The 17,037-nt window shown below is 68.2% G+C and carries 14 protein-coding genes and 2 pseudogenes; 4 read left to right on the top strand and 12 right to left on the bottom strand.

Translation table 11 applies throughout. From position 1 onward, the window contains the following. Nucleotides 1-98 precede the first annotated feature (98 nt). A pseudogene (locus I8N67_RS44480) lies at nt 99-405 on the bottom strand (hypothetical protein); the annotation flags it as partial. Nucleotides 406-655: 250 nt separating this feature from the next. On the opposite strand from I8N67_RS44480, the gene I8N67_RS03105 reads away from it, so the two are divergent. Then, nucleotides 656-1,138 (top strand): hypothetical protein, encoded by a 483-nt coding sequence (locus I8N67_RS03105; protein WP_200300996.1) that lies wholly within the window; start codon nt 656-658, stop codon nt 1,136-1,138. A 106-nt stretch (nt 1,139-1,244) separates the two neighbouring features. On the opposite strand, the pseudogene I8N67_RS03110 reads toward I8N67_RS03105, so the two are convergent. Continuing rightward, nucleotides 1,245-2,056, bottom strand: a pseudogene (locus I8N67_RS03110) (transposase family protein). Nucleotides 2,057-2,180: 124 nt separating this feature from the next. Beyond that, nucleotides 2,181-2,639 (bottom strand): carboxymuconolactone decarboxylase family protein, encoded by a 459-nt coding sequence (locus tag I8N67_RS03115; RefSeq protein ID WP_200300997.1) that lies wholly within the window; start codon nt 2,637-2,639, stop codon nt 2,181-2,183. Between the two features lie 86 nt (nt 2,640-2,725). On the opposite strand from I8N67_RS03115, the gene I8N67_RS03120 reads away from it, so the two are divergent. Beyond that, nucleotides 2,726-3,601: a sigma-70 family RNA polymerase sigma factor gene (locus tag I8N67_RS03120; RefSeq protein ID WP_200300998.1), complete on the top strand. Its 876-nt coding sequence runs from the start codon at nt 2,726-2,728 to the stop codon at nt 3,599-3,601. Nucleotides 3,602-3,859: 258 nt separating this feature from the next. On the opposite strand, the gene I8N67_RS03125 is transcribed toward I8N67_RS03120, so the two are convergent. Genes I8N67_RS03125 through I8N67_RS03140 form a run of 4 tightly spaced genes read right to left on the bottom strand, consistent with a single transcriptional unit; the run spans nt 3,860 to nt 9,447 of the window. Next, nucleotides 3,860-4,837: an ABC transporter substrate-binding protein gene (locus I8N67_RS03125; protein WP_200300999.1), complete on the bottom strand. Its 978-nt coding sequence runs from the start codon at nt 4,835-4,837 to the stop codon at nt 3,860-3,862. 13 nt (nt 4,838-4,850) lie between these two features. Beyond that, nucleotides 4,851-6,869: an ABC transporter permease gene (locus tag I8N67_RS03130; RefSeq protein WP_200301000.1), complete on the bottom strand. Its 2,019-nt coding sequence runs from the start codon at nt 6,867-6,869 to the stop codon at nt 4,851-4,853. Beyond that, entirely contained in the window at nt 6,869-7,957 is a 1,089-nt protein-coding gene (locus I8N67_RS03135; RefSeq protein ID WP_200301001.1) for a quaternary amine ABC transporter ATP-binding protein, read from the bottom strand. The genes I8N67_RS03130 and I8N67_RS03135 overlap by 1 nt, the downstream gene beginning before the upstream one ends. A 20-nt stretch (nt 7,958-7,977) precedes the next feature. Next, on the bottom strand, nt 7,978-9,447 hold the full coding sequence (locus I8N67_RS03140; protein ID WP_200301002.1) for an aldehyde dehydrogenase family protein: 1,470 nt from the start codon (nt 9,445-9,447) through the stop codon (nt 7,978-7,980). Nucleotides 9,448-9,665: 218 nt separating this feature from the next. On the opposite strand from I8N67_RS03140, the gene purU reads away from it, so the two are divergent. Then, on the top strand, nt 9,666-10,538 hold the full coding sequence (gene purU, locus I8N67_RS03145) for a formyltetrahydrofolate deformylase (protein ID WP_200301003.1): 873 nt from the start codon (nt 9,666-9,668) through the stop codon (nt 10,536-10,538). A gap of 100 nt (nt 10,539-10,638) precedes the next feature. Here purU and I8N67_RS03150 read toward each other — a convergent pair whose 3' ends face one another. Continuing rightward, nucleotides 10,639-11,475: a methylenetetrahydrofolate reductase gene (locus I8N67_RS03150; RefSeq protein ID WP_200301004.1), complete on the bottom strand. Its 837-nt coding sequence runs from the start codon at nt 11,473-11,475 to the stop codon at nt 10,639-10,641. Nucleotides 11,476-11,478: 3 nt separating this feature from the next. Beyond that, the gene (gene betA, locus I8N67_RS03155) at nt 11,479-13,149 is read right to left on the bottom strand and encodes a choline dehydrogenase (RefSeq protein WP_200301110.1); all 1,671 of its coding nucleotides are present in this window, start codon (nt 13,147-13,149) and stop codon (nt 11,479-11,481) included. Between the two features lie 201 nt (nt 13,150-13,350). Here betA and I8N67_RS03160 point away from each other — a divergent pair, with 201 nt between their 5' ends. Next, nucleotides 13,351-14,097 (top strand): IclR family transcriptional regulator, encoded by a 747-nt coding sequence (locus tag I8N67_RS03160; protein ID WP_200301111.1) that lies wholly within the window; start codon nt 13,351-13,353, stop codon nt 14,095-14,097. A 10-nt stretch (nt 14,098-14,107) separates the two neighbouring features. On the opposite strand, the gene I8N67_RS03165 is transcribed toward I8N67_RS03160, so the two are convergent. From I8N67_RS03165 to I8N67_RS03175, 3 genes are all read right to left on the bottom strand, one after another. Beyond that, complete coding sequence (locus I8N67_RS03165; RefSeq protein ID WP_200301005.1) at nt 14,108-15,238, bottom strand: aromatic ring-hydroxylating oxygenase subunit alpha; 1,131 nt, start codon at nt 15,236-15,238, stop codon at nt 14,108-14,110. A gap of 175 nt (nt 15,239-15,413) precedes the next feature. Continuing rightward, entirely contained in the window at nt 15,414-16,577 is a 1,164-nt protein-coding gene (locus tag I8N67_RS03170) for an NAD(P)/FAD-dependent oxidoreductase (RefSeq protein WP_200301006.1), read from the bottom strand. Then, nucleotides 16,574-16,936 carry a bifunctional 3-phenylpropionate/cinnamic acid dioxygenase ferredoxin subunit gene (locus tag I8N67_RS03175; RefSeq protein WP_200301007.1) on the bottom strand — a complete coding sequence of 121 codons (363 nt, stop codon included), beginning with the start codon at nt 16,934-16,936 and terminating at the stop codon, nt 16,574-16,576. The genes I8N67_RS03170 and I8N67_RS03175 overlap by 4 nt, the downstream gene beginning before the upstream one ends. Nucleotides 16,937-17,037 lie beyond the last annotated feature (101 nt).

Consider the following 17,037-nt stretch of genomic DNA (forward strand, 5'->3'; position numbering starts at 1 on the left):
CAACTCAATGTGCCTGCCGCGCAGGTGGGTGTCAAGAGGGCTGATGACGCCCGGGAACGGCCGGGAGAACGAGTCGCCGAGCGGCCCGGGAAACGGGCCGTGACCATGGCGAGGGCGGCCATGATCGACTGGCTGAGCCCATGACCATGGTCCGCCTGGACATCGGCAGCAGGGACTGCCGCCGGGTCGCGCCCAGCGAGTCGGCCGCCTCGACCGTGGTCTCGGGGACGGACCGGATGGCGTGCACCGCCAATGAGGAAGAACAGCCGTCAGCGGGGCCGGTCGACCCGGGGCGGAGGCCCGCGAGATCAGTTCCTGGACGAAGGTCACCAAAGTGTCGACGACCAGGCGGATCTCGTTGAGGAAGTGGAGAAAGAGCGGGGTGGAGTTGCGGTTCGCGCCGATATGGAACCCGGTGCCCACCCGGCGCGACAGCCGGGCCGCCGGGATGCCCATCCTCAGCCCGGACAGCCGAAGCGGCCCCATCAGAGAGATGGGCAGACCGTCACGAAGAGTCTCGACAAGTGAATGGCAAATATTCTACAAAAGGATCTCGGGGGCGCCCAGTGAATGCGCCCCTGAGATAGGATCCTACTCGGAATGGGAACACGGCAAAATTGACCGAGTTCCATTCATCCACGGGGAGGAATGCGCCATGGCGCGTATTTTCAGAATCAGTCACCGGCCTGCGCTTCACGCGGCCGTCTTCGCGGTCGCGGCTGCGGTCGCCCTGGGCACGGCCAGCCCTGCCAGCGCGGCGGCGAACAACCGCCTGGCCAATGGGAAAAAGCTCAAGGCGGGGCAGTGCATCACCGATGGCCCCGCGTCACGAAAGGCCAGGTTCTGCGTCGGGAAGAACTACAACATTTACATGACCTACAAGGCCTTGACCTGCTCGGTATACAAGGCCAAGGGGCATCTCAGCGGCCCGTCCGCGTATGTACAGGTCGCCAAGAACGGCGATGTGCGGTTCTACCAGTATTCCGGTGGCCGGGTCCTGTGGCACTCCAAAACCACGCAGTTCAAGGGCGCGGACCTCGTCGTCGGCAGCTCAAGGCCCGGAGGCCAGGGAGTTCTTGGTGTGGACAAGCCCGGAAAAGCATTCTTCATCATCAAGAAGTGCCCCTTCAATGGCTGATGCGGATTGTTGCGCGCTGAGCCATTCGGCCTGACCGACGCGCAATTCCCAATGGGGGCCGACAGCTCGCTGTCGGCCCCCATCAGTGAGGTTTTCTCAGTGAAGGTCATTTCCAGTGACCGTTGAGAACGAGTGCGGCGCGGGCTATGTCGCCGATTCTGCTGGGGCTGAGGGTGACGTGCTTGAGGGTTCGCCAGCGTTCCTTCAGTTCCGCCGCGGTCCACTCGCCGCGCACCCTCACGTGTCTGATCAGCGCATTCGTGGCGCGAGTTCCTCGGTCCAGGGCGGTCTCGGAGTGGCCTTTGGGGCGGCGTACGGGCACGTGAATGCCGATGCCAGCACCGATGTAGCCCTTGTCGGCGAGCGTGGGAAGCCCGTCGGCGGCGGCCTTGTACAGCGCGGGCAGCACGTGGATACGGGCCGCGGTGATATCCGGGGCAGAACCCGGCTCGACATCGGAGACCCACAACGGGGTGCCGTCCGGCGCAGCCAGGAACTGAATGTTGCCGCCGAAGCTCTTGTGCTTCTGGGAGAACCACAGGTCGTTGCCGTTCTCCCGGACCCCGGCCAGCCGGTCGCAGGAGATCAGCGTGCCGTCCAGCACCACGTGTGTCATCCCCTCGGCGCGGCAGTGGTCCAGCACCTCGTGCAGATCAGGAACTTGGGCGGCCAGCACGCCGATGCCCTCATGGAGGTAGCGGTAGCCGGTGGCCTGCGAGATCCCGGCGTCCCGGGCCAGGCAGTGTGCACGCAGCCGTGTTCTCGGAACCAGCGCAGCACCAGTACCGCCTGGCGGAACGGGCTCAGGGCGCGAGAGCCCTTCGGCGTGCCGATCCCGCGCCGGTGGGCGGCCAGCAACCGGGCGAGGAACTCCACGATGTGGCGCGGGACGTCGAGCGCGGCAGCATGGGTGACCAACGTGAAGCCTCTGGTTCGAGCGAACATGATTTTGGCGGACCAGTCCTACCAGGGCTTCACGCCTGCCCGGCCTGGTGGCTCTTACCCACTGGTGAAGCCTCAGTGGGTAAGAGCCACGCTGGGCTCAGCCCCAGGTCTTGCCGGCCGGTTCGTTGATGGTGCGGTTGATCCGGTTGAAGAAGTTGGTCATCGCGATCTCCAGGTTGATCGCGCCGATCTGCTCCTCGGTGAAGTGGGCGTTGACCTCTTCCCAGATCTCGTCGGTGACACCCGGCGCACCGTCCTGCAGCCGGGTGGCGGCCTCGGCCAGCGCCAGTGCCGCGCGTTCCGCGTCGGTGTAGAACGGCGCCTCGCGCCACGCTGCGACGTTGTGCAGCCGCTCGTCGGTGTCACCAGCCTTCTTCCCTCCGGAGACACTGGCGTAGACGCACGCCGAGCAGCTGTTGATCTGGCTGGCGCGCAGGTGGACCAGCGCGAGCAGCTTTGGGTCGACGCCCCCGGCGGCGATCGCCTTCTGGAGGTGCTGGACCGCGGTCCACACATCGGGGTTGTTGGTGTTCTTGTTCTTGAGCCGGTTTTCCATGTGGGAGTGCTCTCCTTCATCGGGTTACGTTGCGGCGCCTGTGTGCGTCATCCCTATGACGGAGCAGCTTCCAGGGAGGTAACAACATGGCCGGCACTCATCCCGCGGACCCGATCGTCGATGCCTTCGAGTCCCACCGTGACCGGCTCCGCGCCGTCGCCTACCGCGTGCTCGGGTCACATGCCGATGCGGAAGACGTGGTCCAAGAGGCGTGGCTGCGTCTGTCCCGACAGGACACCGACACCATCGACAACCTCGGCGGCTGGCTGACCACCGTGGTCGGCCGCATCAGCCTCGATGTCCTGCGGTCGGGCCGGACGCACCCAGAAGTCTCCTTCGACGACCAGCTACCCGAATTCACCGTCACGCTCGACGACGCTCCCGCTCCGGAAGAACTCGCGGCACTCGGGGACTCCGTCGGCCTCGCGCTTCTCACGGTCCTCGACTCGCTGCGCCCGGACGAGCGACTGGCGTTCGTGCTGCACGACGTGTTCGCCGTGCCCTTCGCGGAGATCGGCACCATTCTTGGCAAGTCCGCCGACGCGGCCAAAATGCTCGCCAGCCGAGCCCGCAGGAAGGTACAGGCCACCCAGCAGCCGGCAAGCGCCGGACGACAACAACGCGAGGTGGTCCAAGCCTTCCTGGCCGCGGCCCACGACGGCCGGTTCGAGCAGCTGCTGCAGGTTCTCCACCCCGAAGTGAAGTTCACCGTCCACACCCCGAACGGCACGTTCGTCACGCTCGGGGCCACCGAAGTCGCCACCCGCGCGCGAGTGGCCGGCAGCGCGGCACGAGGACATGCGGCGACCGTCAACGGCCACCCCGGCGTCATCTCCTGGCGCGAAGACGGCACCCCGCTCTCCCTCCTCGCCTTCACCGTCGCCGATGGACACATCACCGCGATCACCGCCGTGGTCGACCCGGCCAAACTCGCGCTCATGGACCTGCCGGACCCGGTGTGACTCCATAGCCTCTGAGAAAACCTCAGTGTCTCGTGACCCGGTTCGCGTTACTTCGATTTGTCATTGACGAGTTTCTTCACCCAGGTCTCGACGAGTCGGACCTTCGCGAGTATTTCGTTGGCGGTCGCGATCCAGGTGACGGCTGTGCGTTCGCGTTCAGTAGTCGATGAACACAGCGATGCCCGGTGGGCGGTGCGCGCGGGATGCGCACCGCCCACCGGGCGTGGGCGACCGGTTCTTGGCGTCCGGCCTCCGCTGCTACTTCAGCCAGGCGTCCACCTTGTCCTGGTTGGCCTCGACCCACTTCTCCGCCGCCGCCTCGGGCGTCATCTTGTCCACCGCGATGTACTTCGCCACGACGTTCTGGTCGTCGTTGGTCCAGGTGAAGTTCTTGACCAGGTCATAGGCCGGGCTGCCCGACTTGGCGAACTTCGCGCTGACGATCTTGTCCAGCTCGTACACGGGGTAGTCGCAGGCGATCTTCTCCGCGTCGGCGTCGCAACCCGCCTTGTAGTCGGGCAGCTTGACCTTGACGAGCGGCACCTCGGACAGGAACCACTGCGGCTCATAGAAGTAGCCGATCAGCCACTTCTTGTTCTTCTCCGCGTCGCGGAAGGCCTGGATGAGCGCGGTCTCACTGCCTCCGTACACCACCTTGTAGTCCAGCTTAAGGTTCTTCACCAGGGCCTCGTCGTTGGTTTCGAACGACGGGTCACCGTCGAGGAGCTGCCCCTTGCCGCCGGACTCCGAGGTCTTGAACTCGGCCGCGTACTTGTTGAGGCTGTTCCAGTCGGTGATGTCCGGGTGCTCCTTGGCGAGCCACGGCGGCACGTACCAGCCGATCAGCCCCTTGTTGCCGGTGAGACCCGCGTCGACGGCGGTCTTCTGGTCGGTGATGTACTTCTTCTTCAGGTCGTCGTGGCCCCAGTTCTCGACGACGGCGTCGACCTCGCCCGTCCCGAAGCCCTGCCAGGCGATCTCCTCCTTGAGGTCCTTCTTGACGACCTTGCAGCCGAGGTCCTTCTGCGCGACGTACGCGATGACCGCCGCGTTGGCCTCGTAGCCCACCCACGGGTTGACCGCGAGGTTGAAGGTGCCGCACTCGGCGGAGCCGCCCGAGCTGTCGGACCCCGAGGAGTCGTCACCGACCTTGGCCCCTCCGCAGGCCGTGAGGGCGAGTGCGAGGACGGCTATGCCGGCCGCGCCGACTCTCCAGTGTTTTACGTGTCCTGCCATGGTCCGTAGCTCCTTATGCGCCGGCACGCCGCGCCGCTGCCTGAGTGATCCTGTCGAACATGACTCCGAGAAGGACGATGGCCAGCCCCGCGGCCAGCCCCTTCCCGTACAGCTGCCCCTGCGAGAAGCCGGCTACGACGTCGTAGCCGAGGGCTCCCGCGCCCACCAGACCGCCCACGACCACCATCGACAGCACGTAGATGAGGCCCTGGTTCGTGGCGAGGGTCAGGGCACCACGTGCCATCGGCAGCTGGACCTTGGTGATGATCTGCCAGCTGCTGCACCCGGCAGCGGTGGCCGCTTCCACGGTGGTCGCGGGCACGTTCCGTACCCCGTCCGCGATGATCTTCACGGCGACTGGGGCCGCGTAGACGACGGCAGCGACGATCGCGGTGAAGCGGGTCGGGCCGAACAGCGCGAGAAACGGGACGAGATAGACGAACGGCGGCATGACCTGGGCCGCGTCCAGAGTGGGGCGCAGCAGCCGGTCGACCAGCGCGCTGCGTCCCATCCACACGCCGAAGAAGACGCCGACCAGCATCACCAGCACCGTGGCGACGAGGGTCAACGCCATCGTCGTCATGCCGTCCGACCACACACCGGTGCCGACCAGCAGGCCCACGCACACGGCCGTGGTGAGCCCGGCGCGCCAGCCGCCGAACACGACGCCGAGAGCGATCAGCACCGCGCCGACGAGCCACCACGGGGAGTCGGTGAGCAGCGACTGGAAGGGGTTCAGGAGGCCGTTGGTGAGGGTGTCACGGACCGCGTTGGTGAGGCCCGAGAGCTCGTCCTGCACCCAGGTCGCCGTGGTGTCGGCCGCGCTCGCGATGGAGCTGCCCGCGCCGCCCTCGCCGGGGAACTCGGCCGCCCAGACGTAGGTGTGCGACATGTAGACGAGGACCGCCGTGACCACCGCGCCGGCGCCCAGGAGGGGACGCCGCCAGGCGAGGAAGCGATTCTTCGAACTTCTGGCCGCCTCCGCGCGGGTGCTGGCGGCGGTCGTGACCCGGTCCAGGACGATCGCCATCACGACGATGGAGAGGCCCGCGTTGAAGGCCGTACCGACGTCGAGGGACTGCAGGGCCTGGACGACGGTCCTGCCGAGGCCGGGCGCACCGATCAGGGCCGCGATGGTCACCATGGCCAGGGCCGCCATGATCGACTGGTTGACGCCCATCACCACGGTCCGTTTGGACATCGGCAGCAGGACCTTCAGCAGTGACTGCCGCCGGGTCGCGCCCAGCGAGTCGGCCGCCTCGACGGTGGTCTCGGGGACGGACCGGATGGCGTGCGCGGTGATCCTGATCGCCGGCGGGGCCGCGTAGATCACCGTGGCGATCGTGGCGGAGGCGCCGCCGATGAGGAAGAACAGGGTCAGCGGGGCCAGATAGACGAAGGTCGGCATCGTCTGCATGAAGTCCAGGAAAGGCGTCATGATCCGGTTGACCCGGTCGGACAGCCCCGCCCACACACCGAGCGGGATGGCGAACAGCAGCGCCACGAGGACCGCGGAGAGGGTGAGCGCCAGGGTGTCCATGCTCTCCTGCCACAGGCCCTGGAGCCCGAAGAAGGTGAAGCCGGCCACGGTCAGCAGCGCGACCCGCCAGTTGCCCACGGCCCAGGAGACATAGCCGGCGATGCCGACGACACCGAGCCAGCCGATCTGCGGGAGGGGGCGGTCGGCGGACGCCTGCGAGATCAGTTCCTGGACGAAGGTCACCAGGGTGTCGATGACCAGGCGGATCTCGTTGAAGAAGTAGAGGAAGAGCGGGTTGGAGTTGCGGTTCGCGCCGATCGAGTCGTTGACGTCGTTGAACCACCGGTGCAGATCGGTCAGGTCCGCCGCCGCCAGGGTCAGGGTCTGCTTCCCGCGCAGTACGGCGAACAGCACCAGCCAGAGGAGGAGGATCGCGGCCACCGCCATGCCGCGACCGACTCTGCGCCCTGCGGCGGCGGAGGCGGGATCCGGCGCGTTCGCCGGCCCGTCCACCTTTCCCAGCCCGTCCGTCTTCTCCATGACGGCGGCCATCACGCGTCGCCTTCCCGCCCGGCGACGACCGCGAGGATCTCCTCGTCGCCGACGATGCCGAGCAGCTTGCCGTTCTCGACGACCTTGACCGGCTTCTCGGCGGCGAGCACCGCGCGGGTGGCTTCCCGCACCACGACGTCCGGGCCCAGCTCGGGGCCGTCCAGGGCGTCGCCGTCCGCCGCCGGGCGCATGATCCACCGCAGCGTCAGTACGTCGGCGCGCGGCACGTCCTTGACGAACTCGCGGACGTAGTCGTCCGCCGGGGCGCCCACCAGCTCGTCGCCGGTGCCGCACTGGACGGTCTTGCCGTCGCGCATGATGAGGATGCGGTCGCCCAGCTTGAGCGCCTCGGAGAGGTCGTGGGTGATGAACACCATGGTCTTGCCGACCTCGTGGTGGAGGCGGATGACCTCGTTCTGCATGTCCCTGCGGATCAGCGGGTCGAGCGCCGAGAACGGTTCGTCGAAGAAGAGCACGTCCGGGTCGCCGGCCAGCGCCCTGGCGAGGCCGACGCGCTGCTGCATACCGCCGGAGAGCTGGTCGGGGTAGGAGTTCTCGTAGCCCGCGAGGCCGACCAGTTCGACGACTTCCTGGGCCCGCCTGGTGCGTTCGGCCTTGCCCATGCCGCGGATCTCCAGTCCGAACGCCACGTTGTCGACGACGCGGCGGTGGGGCAGCAGACCGAAGTGCTGGAAGACCATGGAGAACTTACGGCGCCGCAGTTCGCGCAGGCGTCTGTCGTCCGCGTCCCTGATGTCCTCGCCCTCGAAGACGATCTCGCCGGCGGTCGGTTCGATCAGCCGGGTCAGGCATCGCACCAGGGTGGACTTGCCGGAACCGGACAGGCCCATCACGACGAACACTTCGCCGGGTGAGACGTCGAAGTTCACATCGCGGACGGCGGCGGTGCATCCGGTGCGGTCCATGAGCTCGCGGCGGGTGAGACCGCACAGCTCCTCGGACTCCGGTATCCGGTCGGCCTTCGGCCCGAACACCTTCCACAGATTGCGCACGGACACGACGGGGGTGGGGGCGGAGTCCTGGGGCGCGCCTCGCCGCTGCGGGACCTCGGTCGTGGTTGGGGTCATGATCGACCTCTTTTCGGCGTTCAGCCGCGAAACCAGTGCTGCGGCCGGGGTTGGATGTTCTGCCAGATGTGTTTGGGCTCTCGGTACTCTTCCAGGCCGGTCGGTCCCAGCTCCCGGCCCACGCCCGAGTGCCCGAAGCCACCCCACTCCGCCTGCGGCACATAGGGGTGGTAGTCGTTGATCCACACCGTGCCGTGGCGCAGCCGCTTGGCGACCCGCTGGGCCTTGCCGGCGTCCTGCGTCCAGACGGCTCCGGCGAGTCCGTACTCGGTGTCGTTGGCGATGCGTACGGCGTCGTCCTCGTCGGTGAAGCGCTCCACGGTGAGCACGGGCCCGAAGGACTCCTCGTGCACCACGCGCATGTCCTGCCGGCACTCGTCGAGCACGGTCGGCGGGTAGTAGTGGCCGTCGGCGAGGGCCGGGTCGCCCGGCCGGGCGCCGCCGCAGCGCAGTACCGCGCCCTCGGCGATCCCCGCGGCGACGTACGCCTCGACCTTCGCCAGGTGCCCTGCGGAGATCAGCGCGCCCGTCTCGGCCTCGGGGTCGAAGGGCCCGCCGAGCCGGATCTGCCGGGCGCGGCGGACGACCTCGTCGACGAAGCGGTCGTGCAGGGAGTCCTCGACGATCAGCCGGGCGCCGGCCGAGCAGACCTGGCCGGAGTGCAGGAAGACGGCCGTGAGGGCGAAGTCCACGGCTGTCTCGAAGTCGGCGTCGGCGAACACGACGTTGGGGTTCTTGCCGCCGAGTTCGAGCGCCACCTTCTTCACGCTCGCCGCGGCGGTGGCCATGATGTGTTTGCCGGTCTCCAGGCCGCCGGTGAAGGAGACCATGTCGACGGCCGGGTGCTCGGAGAGCGGGGCGCCGACCTCGGGGCCGGTGCCGAGGACGAGGTTGGCGGCGCCTGCCGGGAGCCCGGCCTCCTGAAGTGCCTTCATCAGCAGGACGGAGGTGGAGGGGGTGAGCTCACTGGGCTTGAGGACGATCGTGTTGCCCGCGAGGAGGGCGGGGGCGACCTTCCAGGACGCCTGGAGCAGCGGATAGTTCCAGGGAGTGATGAGGCCGCACACGCCGATCGGTTCGTACACGACGCGGCTGACGGCGTCGTCGCGGCCGGTGTCGATCACCCGGCCGGCGTCGGTGCCCCCGATGCCGCCGTAGTAGCGGAAGCAGGAGACGACGTCGGCGATGTCGTACTCGCTCTCCACCAGGCGCTTGCCGGTGTCCAGCGATTCGGCGCGGGCGAAGTCCCTGGCGTCCCGCTCGAGGATGTCCGCGGTGCGCAGCAGCAGCGCGCCGCGCTCCCGCTCGGGGGTGCGGGGCCAGGGCCCCTCGTCGAAGGCCTGGCGGGCCGCGGCGATCGCCGCCTCGGTGTCGGGACGTGTCCCCTCCGACACGGTCACCGTGAGGGTGCCGTCGGCGGGACAGCGGATTTCCCGGCGACCGCCGGCCACCGCGTCCCGCCATTCACCAGCCACATACAGGTCTGCCACGCGCCAAGCCCCTCAGCTGAATTACGTTGCGCATTATGCATTCAATTGCTTGTGGTGGAACACCATGACGAATGCCATAGACGTACGTCAAGGGGTTGGATGATGACGATTTCGCCAGGCGGGCACTTGCGCGGCCACCCTTGACCGCGGGCGACGGCACGCCGACCATGTTGCGTATCGCTCACCATGTTGTGCAATACGCACCATCGGAGGCTGTCATGTCCCCTCGATCGCAATCCGGCCGTGAGTACGTCCTCACCCTCTCGTGTCCTGACAGTGCCGGACTGGTCCACGCAGTGAGCGGCTTTCTCGTCAGGAACTCGGGCAACATCCTTGAGAGCCAGCAGTTCGATGATCGACTCCAGGGCCGTTTCTTCATGAGGGTCCACTTCGACGTCTCCGATCCGGACGCGAATCTGGAAACTCTTCGTTACCGATTCGGTCCCGTGGCGGAGGCGTACCGCATCTCGTGGACCCTGAGCGAGGCGTCGACGCCGACCCGGACGCTCATCATGGTGTCCAGGTTCGGCCACTGCCTCAACGATCTGCTCTTCCGCCGGCGCACCGGCGCCCTGAACATCGAGATCCCCGCGATCGTCTCCAACCACCGGGACTTCGAGGGTCTGGCGGACACCTACGGCATCCCCTTCCACCACATCCCGGTCACCAGGGACACCAAGGCCGAGGCCGAGGCACGCCTGCTGGAGCTGGTGCGCGACCTGGACGTCGACCTCGTGGTGCTGGCCCGCTACATGCAGGTCCTCTCCGACGACCTGTGCAAGCAGCTCGAAGGCCGCGCCATCAACATCCACCACTCCTTCCTTCCCAGCTTCAAGGGCGCACGCCCTTACGACCAGGCCTACGACCGTGGTGTGAAGCTCGTCGGTGCGACAGCGCACTATGTCACCTCCGACCTGGACGAGGGGCAGATCATCGAGCAGGACGTGGTCCGGGTCGATCACTCTCGCGACCCCCGGGACCTGGTCACGGTCGGGCGGGACGTGGAGGCCCAGGTCCTCGCCCACGCGGTGAAGTGGCACAGCGAGAGCCGCGTGATGGTGGACGGCAACCGCACGGTGGTCTTCCGCTGAGCGACACGGCACGAGGGCGGGCGGGCCGGCCTCCACCGGCCCGCCCGCCCTCGTAGTCGTATACGAATGAGACGGCCACTCCGCCCCCGAGAGGTGCGTGTCAGCCGCCCAGCCGGTCCAGCAGGGACCGCCGCCACAGTTCCGTCTCGGCGATCTGGTTGAAGGTGAACAGATGCAGGCCCGCCACCCCGGCCGAAGGGGTGGTGAGAGCGCCCTCGGTGCGGGTGAGCAGCTTCTCGGGTGAGTAACCCCCGGGTGCCGCGAAGCGCAGGAACCAGGAGGCGTGCCTGGTCAGGAAGCGCGTCGACTCCCCCACGCCGATCTTCGTCGCCATGGACAGCAGTTTCGCCCGCTGCACGGGCCCCGCGACGCCCACATGGAGGGGCAGCGTGATGTCCCGGCGCCGTATCCGGGCGATCCACTCCCCCAGCGTCCGCGGGTCGAAGCAGAGGTTGCTCACGACGTACGTGGCGTGCTCGCGCTTGTCCCACATCGCCTGGACGGTGACGTCGTCGTGGATGAGGGGATGGCTCTCGGGACAGCCGGTGACGCCGACGTGCGCGAAGGGCCTGCCCAGCTCGCTCAGCCGGCGCAGCACCGGCAGCGCCCCGTCGTAGGCCCCGGCCGACGGGTCGGCGTCGCCCGCCGGGACGAAGACGTCGTCCACCCCCGCCTCGAGGAGCCGGTCGACCACCTCCTTCAGGTGCGCGTCGTCCCGCAGCAGCCGCGCGGGCACGTGCGGGACGACGCGGTAGCCGTGCGCCGCGAGCCGGGTGGTGAGAGCGAGGGTCGGCTCCAGGCCCTTGACCGGCGACGCCGTCACGGTGACGACGATGTCGCGCGGGACGTGGGCGAGCACCTTGTCCTCGGTCGCCCCGGCGGGCAGCACCTCGTGGCGGACGCTGCCCAGCAGCGTCCGGAGTCCTTCGGCGCCCAACGTCTACCCGCCGGCCTGCTGGGCGTCGTGGTGGCGGTAGTACGCGGCCTTGGAGGCGGGCAGCGGCTCCTTGCCGAGGATCAGGTCGGCGGCCTTCTCGGCGATCATCATCACCGGTGCGTAGATGTTGCCGTTGGTGACGTACGGCATCACCGACGCGTCCACCACACGCAGGCCCTCCACGCCGTGCACCCGCATGCTGGCCGGATCGACGACGGACATCTCGTCGGTGCCCATCTTGGCGGTGCAGGACGGGTGCAGGGCGGTCTCGCCCTCCTTGGCGACCCAGGCGAGGATCTCCTCGTCCGACTCCACCTTCGGGCCGGGCGAGACCTCCCCGTCGTTGTACGGGGCCATCGCGGGCTGGCTGAGGAGCTTGCGGGCGACGCGGATCGCCTCGACCCACTCACGGCGGTCCTGCTCGGTGGAGAGGTAGTTGAAGCGGAGCGCCGGGTGTTCGCGCGGGTCCTTGCTCTTGATCTTCACCGAGCCGATGGCGTCGGAGTACATGGGGCCCACGTGCACCTGGTAGCCGTGGCCGCCGGCCGGCGAGGAGCCGTCGTAGCGGACCGCGATCGGCAGGAAGTGGAACATCAGGTTGGGGTACTCGACGTCCTCGTTGCTGCGGGCGAAGCCGCCGGCCTCGAAGTGGTTGGTGGCCGCCGGGCCCTTGCGGAAGAGCCACTGGAGTCCGATGAAGGGGGCCCGCCACTTCGCCATGTACGGCTGCATGGAGACCGGCTGCTTGCAGGCGTACTGGACGTAGACCTCCAGGTGGTCCTGCATGTTCTCGCCGACGCCCGGCAGGTCGTGCACGACGTCGATGCCGAGGGCGCTGAGCTCCCGCGCGTTGCCCACGCCGGAGAGCTGGAGCAGCTGCGGGGAGTTGATCGCGCCGCCGCAGAGGATGACCTCCTTGGCGCGGACCTGCTGGGGCGCGCCCTTGCCGCGCCGGTACTCGACGCCGACGGCCTTCTTGCCCTCGAAGAGGACGCGGGTGACGAGGGCGCGGGTTTTGACGGTGAGGTTGGGGCGCTTCGTCGCGGGTTTGAGGTACGCCTTCGAGGCCGACAGCCGGCGCCCGCGGTGGACGTTGCGGTCGAACTTGGCGAAGCCCTCCTGCCGGTAGCCGTTGACGTCGTCCGTGGGCGCGTAGCCCGCCTCCTCGGTGGCCTTGAGGAAGGCGCCGAACAAGGGGTTGATCGCGGGGCCGCGCTCCAGGACGAGGGGCCCGTCATGACCGCGGAACTCGTCGTCCGGGTCGGCCGCCAGACAGTTCTCCATCCGCCGGAAGTACGGCAGACAGTGGGCGTAGTCCCACGTCTCCATCCCGGGGTCGGCCGCCCAGCGCTCGTAGTCCAGGGGGTTGCCGCGCTGGAAGATCATGCCGTTGATGCTGCTGGAGCCGCCGAGCACCTTGCCGCGGGCGTGGTAGATGCGACGGCCGCCCATGTGGGGTTCGGGCTCGGACTCGTACTTCCAGTCGTAGAACCGGCTGCCTATCGGGTAGGTCAGCGCCGCGGGCATGTGGATGAAGACGTCCCACGGGTAGTCGGACCGGCCGGCCTCCAGTACCAGCACCCGGTTCGCCGGATCCGCGGAGAGCCTGTTTGCCAGTGCACTGCCGGCCGATCCGCCGCCGACGATGACGAAGTCGTACTGCAAGGGAGCCATCATGTCTCGTCTCGCTCGCGCCGTAGATGTGCGAGGCATGCTAGTACCAGTGCGCAATATGCACCAGGTTGCGAAGCACGCAACCTATAAGGCCTTCGTCTCGGCTTCGCTGCTTGCAACGGTGTTGTTTACTGCGCGTATAGTTTCATTGTGAGCAACTACAGTCTTGACACAGAAACGTCCAACTCGCAGTCCGGCGGGGTGCAGTCGGTCGACCGCGCCATCAGCGTCCTGGAGATTCTGGCGCACCGCGGGGAGGCGGGGGTCAGCGAGGTGGCGGCCGAGATCGATGTTCACAAGTCCACCGCGTTCCGACTGCTGGGCGCCCTGGAGGCGCGCGGTCTGGTGGAGCAGGCGGGTGAGCGCGGCAAGTACCGTCTCGGGTTCGGCATCGTGCGTCTGGCCGGTGCGGTGACGGGACGTATCGACATCACACAACAGGGCCGCCCGGTCTGCGAGAGCCTGGCCGAGGAGCTCGGCGAGACCGTCAACATCGCCGTGCTCCAGGAGCACTACGCGGTCAACCTCTACCAGGTACGCGGCCCGGGCGCCGTCACGGCGCAGAACTGGGTCGGCCAGCTGACCCCCCTGCACGCCACGTCCAGCGGCAAGATCCTGCTGGCCCACCTGCCCGCCAAGGACCGCACCGCGCTGCTCACCTCGTCCGGCCTGAAGAAGGTCACCTCGCACACCATCACCGCGAAGACCAAGCTGGAGAAGAACCTCGCCGAGGCCCGCGAGCGCGGCTATGCCTGGGCGCGGGAGGAACTGGAGCTGGGCCTCCATGCCATGGCCGCCCCGATCCGCAACAGCGAGGGAACGGTCGTCGCCGCGCTGAGCGCCTCCGGGCCCTCGTACCGGCTGACCGAGGAGCGTCTGCATGAGCTCGCTCCGCTGCTGCTCAAGGGCGCGGAGGAGATCAGCCACCGCTTGGGCCACGTGGGCTGAACCGCCTCCACTACGACTGCCGGGCGCCCAGGCGCTCGTTCACCCAGTCGTGGAAGGCACCGATGTGGTGCTCGCTGGGCACCAGCACACCCCCCTTGGCATACAGCCGGGAGCTCATGCCGGGCTGGGTGCGCTCGCAGGCGTCGAAGTCCTGCCGGTTGACCCGGTCGAAGAGCTCCACGGACCGGCTGACGTCCTTGCCGCCGTCGACGACATGCGGGAGGTAGAGCCAGTCGCACTCGACGATCGTGCGGTCGACGGCCACCGGGTACATACGGTGGAAGATCACATGGTCGGGGACGAGGTTGATGAAGACCTGCGGCTTGACGGTGATCGCGTAGTAGCGGCGGTCCTGGTCCTCGGCGACGCCCGGAATACGGTCCAGCCCCTCGGAACCGTCGACGGTGAACCCCCGCACCTCCTCGCCGAACTCCGCGCCGTGGCCCACGTAGTACTGAGCCGCGTAGCCGTCTGCGAACTCCGGCAGCACCTCGGTGAGTTCCGGGTGGATGGTGGCGCAGTGGTAGCACTCCATGAAGTTCTCGATGATCAGCTTCCAGTTCGCCTTCACGTCGTAGACGATCCGCTTGCCGACCGAGAGGTTGTCGATGTCGTAGCGCTCGATCAAGTCGACGTCCCCGAGGCGGCTGACGATCTCGCCGATCACGTACTCCTCGAAGGAGGGCGGGTTCTCCGCCAGGCAGATCCAGACATAGCCGAGCCATTCACGGACGGCCACACTCACCAGGCCGTATTCGGTGCGGCCGACGTCGGGCATCTTGGTGAGGTTGGGCGCCGCGACGAGCTTGCCGTCCAGCCCGTAGGTCCAGGCGTGGTACGGGCACTGGAAGGCCCGCTTGACCTCGCCGCTCTCCTGCGTGCACAGCTTGGCGCCGCGGTGCCGGCAGACGTTGAAGTAGGCGCGGATCGAGTTGTCCCGGGCCCGGGTGACCAGGATGCTCTCGCGGCCCACGTCGACCGTCCGGAAGGCGCCGGGTTTCGCCAGGTCGGACGAGCGCACGGCGCAGAACCACATGTTCTCGAATATGTGTTCCTGCTCCTGGGCGAAGATCCCCGGGTCCGTGTAGGAGGAGCCGGGGAGGGTGGCGATCAGACTGTCCGGCAGGCTGGTCGAAGTCACAGGGCACTCCTCGGGGAACGTCATGGAGGGGTCATTCACGCGCCGGGAAGAGCGACTCCGGACGGCGTTGTGCAGGGAGCAACGCTGCGCGCCATGGGCAACGGCAGCATGGGGTGCCCGATGGGCGGTGTCAAGGTGTGGCGGGGTCAAGATGTGCGGGGTCAGGTGTGCGGGGTCAGGCTGTGGCGGCGGCGAGCTGCTTGCGCCAGCGGGTGAACAGCCTCGGCTGGTTCATCCCGAGCACGGCGACGGGATGCCCCGCGCGCCGGTAGACGGCCAGGATGTCGCGGTCGCCCGCGGCGCCCTCCTCGATCGTCACGCTGTCGGCGCCGGCCGCGTGACCGGCAAACTGGATCTTCACGCCGTACTGGTCGGACCAGAAGTACGGCGGCCGGGGCACGCCCGGTTCCACCGCACCCCCCGCCAGCAGCGTCGCGACGGCCGCGTCGGGCCGTTCGCGCGCGCCGGTCCAGTGTTCGACGCGGCGATGGGCGCCGACGCGGGGGTCGTACCAGTTGGCGCAGTCACCGACCGCGACCACGCCGGCCAGGCTGGTGCGGCCGTCCGCACCGCACTTGACGCCGTTGTCGAGGGTGACGCCGGAGCCCTCCAGCCAATCGACGCAGGGCCGTGCGCCCACCCCGACGACGACGATGTCGGCGGGGACGCTGCGGCCGTCCTCCAGCAGGACGGCGTCCACGCGGTGCTCCCCGCTCAGCCCCTTGACGCCCACACCGCACAACAGCCGTACGCCGTGGTCGGTGTGGAGAGCGGAGACGATGCCGCCCATGGTTTCGCCGAGCGGGCCGGCGAGGGGCGTCGGGGCCACCTCGACGATTGTCACGTCGAGCCCGAGGGCGTAGGCGGTGGAGGCGACCTCGGCGCCGACGAACCCGCCGCCGATCACCACCAGCCGGCCGCCCCCGGCGAGTTCGTCCCGCAGGGCGCGGGCGTCGTCCAGGGTGCGCAGGACGTGCACTCCGGCCAGGCCTTCGGCGCCGGGCAGGGTGCGTGCCGCGGCGCCGGTCGCGATGACGATGCCGTCGGCGCGGACCTCCCGGCCGTCGGCGAGCCGGACGGCGCGGTCCGTGCGGTCGAGTGCGGTGGCGCGGACGCCGAGCAGCCACTCGGCCCGCAGGTCCTCGTCGTCGGACTCCAGCGCCAGCTCCGCCTCACCGATGGTGCCGGCGAGGAACTCCTTGGACAGCGGGGGCCTGTCGTACGGACGGTGGAGCTCGTCGCCGATGACGACCAGCCGCCCGTCGTAGCCCTGCTTGCGCAGTGAGCGCGCCGCCGACAGCCCGGCCAGCGAGGCTCCCACCACGGCCAGCGTCCTCACGCGTGACCCCCGGCGAGCCTGGCCGCGATGCACGGCGGCAGGTTGGGGGCGTCCGTGGACACCCGCACATAGACCATGCCGTCCTCGACCGCGACCTCATGGGTGCGGACAGGGAGCTTGGCCGGCGGGGAGTCGACGGCACCGGTCCTCAGGTCGAACTTCGAAGCATGCAGCGGGCATTCCACCTCACGGCCCTCCAGCCAGCCATCGGCGAGCGAGGCGTCCTGGTGGGTGCAGGTGTCGTCAATGGCGAAGATCTCGCCGTCGTCGGTGTGGAACACCGAGACCGGCGGATCGATGTCGAGCCGGTATGCCTCGCCTCGCGGGAGATCCGTGAGACGGCACGCGGGAATCATCATGACACCTCGGTGCGTATAACGAAACGGATTGCGGTAAGCGCAACAACAGTTTGAGGTTCGCCCCGAACCCTTGTCAAGGCATCCAGGAGACGGGGCGACGC

Origin of the sequence: Streptomyces adelaidensis (assembly GCF_016598475.1) — a bacterium.
GTDB lineage: Bacteria > Actinomycetota > Actinomycetes > Streptomycetales > Streptomycetaceae > Streptomyces > Streptomyces adelaidensis.

Bases quoted from the DNA above. Each gene is read 5' to 3' on its own strand.
- I8N67_RS03105 (WP_200300996.1), top strand. From the start codon at position 656: ATGGCGCGTATTTTCAGAATCAGTCACCGGCCTGCGCTTCACGCGGCC.
- I8N67_RS03115 (WP_200300997.1), bottom strand. From the start codon at position 2,639: ATGGAAAACCGGCTCAAGAACAAGAACACCAACAACCCCGATGTGTGG.
- I8N67_RS03120 (WP_200300998.1), top strand. From the start codon at position 2,726: ATGGCCGGCACTCATCCCGCGGACCCGATCGTCGATGCCTTCGAGTCC.
- I8N67_RS03125 (WP_200300999.1), bottom strand. From the start codon at position 4,837: ATGGCAGGACACGTAAAACACTGGAGAGTCGGCGCGGCCGGCATAGCC.
- I8N67_RS03130 (WP_200301000.1), bottom strand. From the start codon at position 6,869: ATGGCCGCCGTCATGGAGAAGACGGACGGGCTGGGAAAGGTGGACGGG.
- I8N67_RS03135 (WP_200301001.1), bottom strand. From the start codon at position 7,957: ATGACCCCAACCACGACCGAGGTCCCGCAGCGGCGAGGCGCGCCCCAG.
- purU (WP_200301003.1), top strand. From the start codon at position 9,666: ATGTCCCCTCGATCGCAATCCGGCCGTGAGTACGTCCTCACCCTCTCG.
- betA (WP_200301110.1), bottom strand. From the start codon at position 13,149: ATGGCTCCCTTGCAGTACGACTTCGTCATCGTCGGCGGCGGATCGGCC.
- I8N67_RS03175 (WP_200301007.1), bottom strand. From the start codon at position 16,936: ATGATGATTCCCGCGTGCCGTCTCACGGATCTCCCGCGAGGCGAGGCA.